The 6,935-nt window shown below is 56.6% G+C and carries 6 protein-coding genes; 4 read left to right on the forward strand and 2 right to left on the reverse strand.

Annotated features, from left to right (window positions below; all coding sequences use genetic code 11):
- Positions 1-162: 162 nt before the first annotated feature.
- From AB8996_RS03420 to AB8996_RS03435, 4 genes are read left to right on the forward strand one after another with little or no spacing between them, the layout of a single operon-like run.
- A complete protein-coding gene (locus AB8996_RS03420; protein WP_369297573.1) occupies positions 163-1,008 on the forward strand; it encodes a transketolase in 846 nt (281 codons plus the stop codon).
- The gene (locus AB8996_RS03425; protein ID WP_369297574.1) at positions 1,001-1,945 is read left to right on the forward strand and encodes a transketolase family protein; all 945 of its coding nucleotides are present in this window, start codon (positions 1,001-1,003) and stop codon (positions 1,943-1,945) included. Before AB8996_RS03420 ends, AB8996_RS03425 begins: the two co-directional genes overlap by 8 nt.
- Positions 1,946-2,005: 60 nt before the next feature.
- Positions 2,006-2,446: a GNAT family N-acetyltransferase gene (locus AB8996_RS03430; protein WP_369297575.1), complete on the forward strand. Its 441-nt coding sequence runs from the start codon at positions 2,006-2,008 to the stop codon at positions 2,444-2,446.
- A 7-nt stretch (positions 2,447-2,453) separates the two neighbouring features.
- Entirely contained in the window at positions 2,454-3,788 is a 1,335-nt protein-coding gene (locus AB8996_RS03435; RefSeq protein WP_369297576.1) for an S-layer homology domain-containing protein, read from the forward strand.
- A 589-nt stretch (positions 3,789-4,377) separates the two neighbouring features.
- Here the strand turns inward: AB8996_RS03435 and AB8996_RS03440 are convergent.
- Complete coding sequence (locus AB8996_RS03440) at positions 4,378-5,982, reverse strand: putative ABC exporter domain-containing protein (protein ID WP_369297577.1); 1,605 nt, start codon at positions 5,980-5,982, stop codon at positions 4,378-4,380.
- The gene (locus AB8996_RS03445; protein ID WP_369297578.1) at positions 5,979-6,713 is read right to left on the reverse strand and encodes an ABC transporter ATP-binding protein; all 735 of its coding nucleotides are present in this window, start codon (positions 6,711-6,713) and stop codon (positions 5,979-5,981) included. The genes AB8996_RS03440 and AB8996_RS03445 overlap by 4 nt, the downstream gene beginning before the upstream one ends.
- Positions 6,714-6,935: the final 222 nt, after the last annotated feature.

Raw genomic sequence — 6,935 nt, forward strand, 5'->3', positions numbered from 1 at the left:
ACCCATAGTTTGGTGCGTTTCCCCGGGCTTTATACCGGGTAATGAAAATATAGCGCTCTGGAAAAATTCCGATTGCTTTCTCCTGGAAAATGGGCTATAATCGTCTCTGGTTACACAGGAGAAACGACTTGGAACGACCATGGGAAAGGACTGGTTCAGGCAATGGAAGCACAGGAGCAGAAATCGCTGCGTCTCACTGCGGCAAAGGTTCGGTTGGGGATCATCGAGGGCGTGTACCACGCGAAGTCCGGGCATCCGGGCGGTTCCCTCTCTTCGGCGGACCTGTTCACCTATCTGTATTTTAAGGAAATGAAAATCGACCCCCAAAATCCCAGGGACCCGGACCGGGACAGGTTTGTGCTTTCCAAGGGTCACTGCGCCCCCGGTCTTTACGCCGCTTTGGCGCAGCGGGGCTATTTCCCGGAAAGCGAGCTGCAAAAGCTGCGCCATATCGGGGCAATGCTGCAGGGGCACCCGGATATGAAGGGCACCCCCGGCGTGGACATGAGCTCCGGCTCTCTCGGTCAGGGGATTTCCGCCGCCGTAGGCATGGCAATGGCGGGCAAGCTGGACGGCAAGCCTTACCGGGTATATACCCTGCTGGGAGACGGCGAAAGCGAGGAAGGGCAGGTCTGGGAAGCAGCCATGTTTGCCGGGCACAAGAAGCTTGACAACCTGTGCGTGATCGTGGACTGCAACGGCTTGCAAATAGACGGTCCCGTGGATCAGGTGGGCGGTCCCGAGCCGCTGGACGAGAAATTCAAGGCGTTCGGCTTTGAAGTCATGACCATTGACGGCAACGATTTTATTGAGATAGAAAAAGCTTTCTCCGCGGCGAGAGCCTGCACCGGGAAGCCCTTTGCCATTCTGGCAAAAACCGTAAAGGGGAAGGGCGTGTCCTTTATGGAGGGGCAGGTCGGCTGGCACGGGAAAGCCCCCAACGCCGAGGAATATGAGACCGCAAAAAAGGAACTGACCGCGAATCTGGAGGTGCTGGAAAATGCGTGAAATCGTAAAAAAGGCAACAAGAGAGAGCTTTGGAGAAGCGGTCACTGCTCTGGCGGAGCAGAACCCCGACATCGTGGTGCTGGACGCCGATCTGGCGGAAGCCACCAAAACGGGAATTTTCAAGAAAAAATACCCCGACCGTTTTATTGACTGCGGTATTGCCGAAAGCAATATGATCGGCATTGCCGCCGGGCTTGCCGCCTGCGGGAAGATCCCCTTTGCCGCAAGCTTCGCCATGTTTTCCGCAGGGCGTGCCTTTGAGCAGGTGCGCAACTCCGTGGGCTATCCCCATCTGAATGTGAAGATCGTCGGCTCCCACGCCGGCATTTCCGTGGGGGAGGACGGCGCCACTCACCAGTGCTGCGAGGATATCGCCCTGATGCGCACGATCCCCGGCATGGTGGTGCTGAATCCCTGCGACCATTACGAAATGCAGGCTGCGGTGAAAGCGGCGGCGGAATATACAGGTCCCGTCTATTTGCGCCTGGGCAGGCTGGCGGTGGAAAGCGTCCACAACAACGAGGACTATCGGTTCGAGCTTGGCAAGGGCATCACACTGCGGGACGGCGGCGACCTCACCATCGTTGCCACCGGGCTGATGGTGCAGGAGGTGGTGAAAGCCGCAGATTCCCTGAAAGCCCAGGGAATCAGCGCCCGTGTGCTGGATATCCATACCATCAAGCCCCTTGATACGGATTTGATTTTGAAAGCGGCAAAGGAAACCGGCAGGCTGCTGGTGGTGGAGGAGCACAGCATCATTGGCGGCTTGGGCGAAGCCGTGGCTTCCTGTCTGTCCGAGACCTGCCCCGTGCCTGTGAAAAAGCTGGGTGTAAACGATGTGTTCGGTCATTCAGGACCCGCGGTCGATCTGCTGAAGGAATTTGGCTTGAGCGCGGAAAACATCGAAGCCATGGCAAAAGAGCTGCTGAAAGGCTGAGATCAACAAAAAGCAGCGGCAGACGTGTTCCGCTGAGCGGTAAATAAGGAGAATACGCCTATGGAGACGATCATTCGCAGCGCAACGCCCGAGGATTACGAAGCCATAGCAGTCCTGAACCAGGAGGAAATGGGGTACGAATATCCGCCGGAAAGGCAGAAGGAAAAGCTGGAACGGCTTCTGGCAGACGGCAGGAACTGCATTCTGGTCGCCCAGCAGGGAGAAAGCATCGTGGGCTACGTCCATCTGGTGGATTATGACGTGCTGTACGCGCCCCCGATGAAAAACATCATGGGCATTGCGGTCAGCTCTGCCTGCCGCCACACCGGGCTTGGCAAAATGCTGCTGGAAGCGGCGGAAGCCTGGGCGAAGGAGACCGGCGCGGAAGCTGTGAGACTGAATTCCGGCGAGACCCGGAAGGACGCTCACCGCTTTTACCGCGCTCTGGGGTATCGGGGAGAAAAAATGCAGTTGAATTTGAAAAAAACGCTTGAGGAGTGACCGAACAATGAAAAGGCTGCTTTCCTGCCTGCTGGCGCTTTTCCTGGCGCTGCAGCTTTCTGTGAGCGCCGCGGCGACCGAAAGCGGGGCGGTGCCCGACCCGGCGATGGAAACAAGGGATACGCTGGAAAACAGCCCTGCCGAGTATCTTTCCAGGGTGCCGCTTTCCACCGTGAAGGAATGGTGCGGGCACGGGACGGAATATTTTGACAAATTTGGCGTGACTCGGGAAAAGCTGGTAAAAGAGCTTTCCGCCCATGAACATGACCGCTACTATTTGGGCACGCCGGAGATCGGCATGGACTGGCAGTCTCCCAACGGCGACATTTCCTATAATGGCTCGCCGGGGACGAACTGTGCCGGGTTCGTAGCTTATGTCCTGCGAAAATGCGGCTTGAAAAGCGCCGACGTCATTGCCACCATGAAAAAGGGGACGCATACCAGCTGGGGCGGGGGCAAGCCGTACGCCATGCTCTCCAATGCCAGCAATTACTGCACGCTGGTGCAAAAGGGCAATCTGATCGCCCATGTGTTCGGCAGCCGGGACGAAATGCTGAAAAGCGGGAAATGCGAAAAAGGGGATATCATTCTCCGCCTTTGGACCAATAATTTCAGCGACCCGGACGACCACGACAACCACCTGATGATCTTCTGGGGCAGCCGCCCGAGTGAAAATAAGGTGTGGCACACGGCGTCCGGCAGGAATCATATCGGCGAAATGATCCATGAAGCGGGCGCGTCTTTTATTCTAATCAAATTTGCCCCGCCCTCGCCGCCGGTGGCCGGCTTCAAGGACGTGTTCCAGCGGGACTGGTACGCCAAGGCTGTGGAATACGTCAAGGAGAACGGTCTGATGACAGGCACGGAGAACCGTGCGTTTGAGCCGAATGCCGTCACCACCCGCGGGCAACTTGTCACCATTTTGTGGCGGCTGGCAGGGGAGCCGGAGCCTTACCGCCCGGAAAGCCAATTCCCCGATGTGCTGCCGGGGAAATATTACACCTCCGCCGTTTTATGGGCGGAGGAGCAGGGGATCGTTTCCGGCTGCGCGGACGGGACCTTCCGCCCGGGGCAGAAGCTGCTCCGGCAGGACATGGCGCTGCTCCTGTACCGCTACTGTTCCCGTATGGGGCTGGATATCAGCGCTTCCGACGACCTGTCCCGCTTCCGGGACGTGGAAAAGGTGGGCGATTACGCACGGGAAGCGCTGGAATGGGCGACAGGCTCAGGACTGGTGACTGGAGTTTCCGCCGAAGTCCTCTCGCCGTTGGGCGCCGCGTCGCGCTGCCAGACAGCGGAACTACTGATGCGCTTTCACAAAAATATGCAAAATGATTCCTAATATTTCTGAAATAGTGAAACCGCTTGCGGGCAGTATGTGCCCGCAAGCGGTTACAGTCTGTCGATAAAGCCTCCAATGAACGAATACGGAGGGAAAGAGAGTTGTGAGAGAGAACCGTCAGGGGCGCTGATCTCCGGTGGAGATCGTTCAGCGCTGACCGAGCCGAAGGCGAGATTTCTCTTTCGCTTTTCAATCACAACATAATGAGGGAATCTTTGATTTCCTCAATATGTTTGAGCGGGGCGAAATGTTCTTTTCGACACGCTCAAACCGCTTGTGGGCAGTATGTGCCCGCAAGCGGTTACAGTCTGTCGATAAAGCCTCCAATGAACGAATACGGAGGGAAAGAGAGTTGTGAGAGAGAACCGTCAGGGGTGCTGGTGCCCGGTGGGCACCGTTTAGCACCGACCGAGCCGATAGGCGAGAAGCGCAAACCACCAGTTCTACTGGTGGTTTTGATTCACAACATATTGGGGAAATCTTAATTTTCCCAATATGTTTGAGTGGGGCGAAATGTTCTTTTCGACACGCTCAAACCGCTTGTGGGCAGTGTGTGCCCGCAAGCGGTTTTCTGTGTTTATGAAAGATGTCAGCGGTTATTCAGCTCCGCGTATTGCAGCAGGTTCCGGCAGAGGAACAGCACCAGCAGGGAGACGAGCACATTGGCGACCGCCATGCCCAGAAACAGCCAGAAAATGTTGTCCAGCGCCACAAGGAGGACAATGCCCAGCACAAGCCCGGGGGCTGCCATCAGGAGCAGCGCCAGGAAGTAGAATACCATAATCAGTATTTTGGAGCTTACCATGCCGAACACCCGCTCCACCAGTACGTTCCCGGCGGTGAACAGCAGGGAAAAGGTGACCCTTGCCACAATGCACAGCACGATCTCCACCGGGGAAGCCTGCAGGATCAGCCCGATTATCACGAACAGGAAAATTGCTTCTATGGTGTCGTTTATCAGGCTTTCCTCAATGGCGTACAGCAGCTTTTTCAGCGGCGGCTCAGGGATCAGGTAGAGGTAGGGCTTTGTCAGCTCCCGGTTGAACCTTCCCAGCGCCACGGAGAATATCTGCATATAGGTCGCCATGGCAAACACGCCGACGATGGCGCCGCTACCGTCCTCCTCAGCTCGGAGGAAAAAGGTCATCACAATGACGATCACCGCGAACAGCAAAGACATATTGGATAGGAAAAACACGCCGCTGCGGCGGTTTTCAATGGCGTGCTTGTAGTAGACCGCCGAAGCGCCCCAGCCCTTTTTCAGCCCGGTCTTGCCCAGCCGCACGTGCTTTGGCACCACCTCGTTCAAATTGCCCTCTTTCTGGGCGGTGATGGCGGACTGCGCCGTTTCCGCAGTTTGCAGCACGTCTTCATAATAATTGTTTTTGCATTTGAGGATCAACAGCACCAGCACCGCAGCGCCAAGGAGCGTCAGCCCCAGCAGCAGGGCAGAGGGGAGAAGCTCCCCCGTAAAGAACCCGCCCACGATTCCGGCAGCCCAGCCGGAGAAGGGGAACAGCAGACCGGGCAGGGTGGAGAAGAAGTCCGCCCCGGCGCTGAGTGCTGCGGCGTAATCTTTCCCGCCCTGGAGCAGCGCCGAAAGCTGTTCCCGGCAGGACATTGCCGCCAGCGCCACATAGAGCACCACCGCCCCGTACACGCAGAGCTTCACAGTCCGTCCGGCGTTGTCCTTGCCGCTGGTGCGGGTGTACACCGCCATGGCAAAAAGCTGGGCAAGGAACAGGGTCAGCGCGTAGCCTGCCACGATCATCAGCAGCCCGCCGTAGGTGATGCCGTACAGCGCGTGGAGCCACGAATACTGGAACAGCAGGAAAAAGCCCAGCAGCAGCGAGACCCCCAGCTGCCGCAGCAGCCCGTAAAACAAAATCTTATTGGAGCTTAAGGGCGCGGGGAACAGCAGGGTCACATCGGACAGGGTGAACATGGGCGTATTGGTGGAGCTGCCGTTTAAGAACACCATCAGGAACATGAAGGTGTAGAAGATCACCAAAATCGCCACCAGCTCCGCAGGGTCCCTCACTTCGCCCGCTTCCATTTCGTTGCCGGAGAAAGCGGTCAGGGCAAAAATGCCAACCAGAAACAGCACGTAAATGAGCTTTGCCGGGCTTTTGAACAGGCTTTTGATCTGATTTTTCAGCTTGACAACAGTCAAATAGACAAGGGGGCTTTTCATTGAGCCGCACCTCCCTTGGGCAGCTCCGGGGCGTTTTCCTTGGCAGTTCCTTCCGTGATCTCAAAGAACAGCTCCTCCAGGGTCTTCCCGTCGTCCTGCCCGTTTACCTTGGTGGCGGCGAACCGTCCGTTCATCATGATGTTCGCCACGTCCCAGTAATCCTCCACGCTGTCTATCATGTGGGTGCTGATCAAAACGGAAGCGCCGCCCGCTTTCAGCTCGCTGAAAATAGACTTCAGCTCCTTGATGGCGTGAGGGTCGAGCCCCACCAGCGGCTCGTCAAATACCACCACGCTGGGCTTGTGGCACAGCGCGCAGCAAATGGAAAGCTTCTGCTGCATTCCCTTGCTCAGCTCCTTGCCCAGCTTATCCTTTTTGTCCCACAGCTCCAGCCGCTCCAAAAGCTGCCGGGTATAGGCTTCGTCCTCCACCTTGTAGGCGCGGCGGATAAACTCCAAATGTTCCTCCACTGTCAGAAGGTCGTACACGGCGGGCATTTCCGGGATATACCCCAGCTGGCGCTTGGCTTCCAAAGAGGTGTTTTCACAGCCGTTTATCTCAATGCGCCCGGTGAACCGCAGCAGCCCGGTGATACATTTGATAATGGTGGATTTCCCAGCGCCGTTGGGTCCCAGCAAAATGCCGATCTGCCCGTCTCCCACGGCAAAGCTGATGTTGTCGTTTGCCACAGTCTTTCCGTACTTTTTCGTTACTCCGCTGATTGACAGCATTATCCTCATATCCTCTCTCAGAAAATAAAGTCATTATGCCATAAGCGCCGCAGACGCGTTGGTATAATGTGTCCATCGCCCGTTGTGCCAAAGGCGCAAACTGGGCGGGACAAATTGAAATTCGTATAATAACCGCTTTGCGGTTATTATACCATAGGCGCAGAATGCGCCCACTGCTTGGAGAAGCCCGGTACTTTTGCAGAGCAAAAGGGAACCGCATTG

The organism is uncultured Neglectibacter sp. (genome assembly GCA_937958185.1).
GTDB lineage: Bacteria > Bacillota > Clostridia > Oscillospirales > Acutalibacteraceae > Acutalibacter.